The sequence below is a fragment of the Lysobacter sp. F6437 genome (assembly GCF_052547215.1).
Genome location: NZ_JBQWRB010000008.1, coordinates 1 through 1,094 on the forward strand (window position 1 = coordinate 1; position 1,094 = coordinate 1,094).

Below are 1,094 nucleotides of genomic sequence, written 5' to 3' on the forward strand. Positions count from 1 at the left end.
TCGGGAATTGCCAAACTAAGTGCGACAACCCGCGCCCAAAGAACAAGAGAGGTGAGCTGGCAGACTGGATGGGTCTCTGATCTGGCGAGAAGGGAGCCCCAGCCATGACGTACCACCAGCTCACCGAACACGAACGATACCTGATCTCCACGCTGCGCAAGGCCGGACACCGGGCGGCCGAAATCGCACGGATCCTGGAGCGCCACCCCAGCACGATCTACCGCGAGTACCAGCGCAACAGCACCCAGGTGCGCGACCGGCTGACCTACTGTCCGAGCAAAGCTCAGGAGCGCCGGAATGGTCGGTTGCGACGCAGCCGACGTGGACCGTGCCACGAAGCCTGGCAGTACGCCCGGGTCGAATCGCTGCTACGAGAGCAATGGAGCCCCGAGCAGATCGCCAACACGCTCAGGAAGCAGGAGGAGTTCCAGATCAGCTTCCAGAGCATTTATCGCCACGTGCGGCGGGACTGGCGGGCCGGTGGAAAGCTGTACCTGGAACTGCGCCGCCGCTACAAACGACGCAAACGCCACTACGGCCTGGAGCGGCGCGGCCGCCTGCGGGGCAAGCGCATGATCGATGAGCGCCCCGCCGAAGTCGAAACCCGGCAGGTCGCCGGGCACTGGGAAATCGACACGGTGATGGGTGCCTCCTGGGAGAAGCCCTGCATCGTGACGCTGGTGGAGCGCGCCAGCGGCTACGTGCTGATTGGCAAGCTACCCAACCGCACGACCAAGGCGTTGAACCGCCGGACGATCGGCTTGATGCAAGACGCTGGCGCGCCGTTCCTGACGATCACCTCAGACAACGGTACCGAGTTCCACGGCTACCCAAAGATCGAGGCGGCCACCGGAACCACCGTGTACTTTGCGCGGCCGCATCACCCGTGGGAGCGCGGCACCAACGAGAACGCCAATGGCCTGATCCGCCAGTACCTGCCGAAGGGCCAAAGCATGGCGCGGCTGACCCAGCAGCAGTGCAACGAGATTGCCCACAAGCTCAACACGCGACCGAGGAAACGGTATGGCTACGAAACACCAAAACAACGCCTATTCGGCGGCTGAGGGTTGTCGCACTTGGTGGTTGAATTCACC

Annotated in this window: 1 protein-coding gene; it reads left to right on the forward strand. The window is 63.4% G+C overall.

The features are described from left to right. Positions 1-104 precede the first annotated feature (104 nt). Positions 105-1,064, forward strand: a complete 960-nt coding sequence (locus ACT9F5_RS13940) for an IS30 family transposase (RefSeq protein WP_445120566.1) — start codon at positions 105-107, stop codon at positions 1,062-1,064. Positions 1,065-1,094 lie beyond the last annotated feature (30 nt).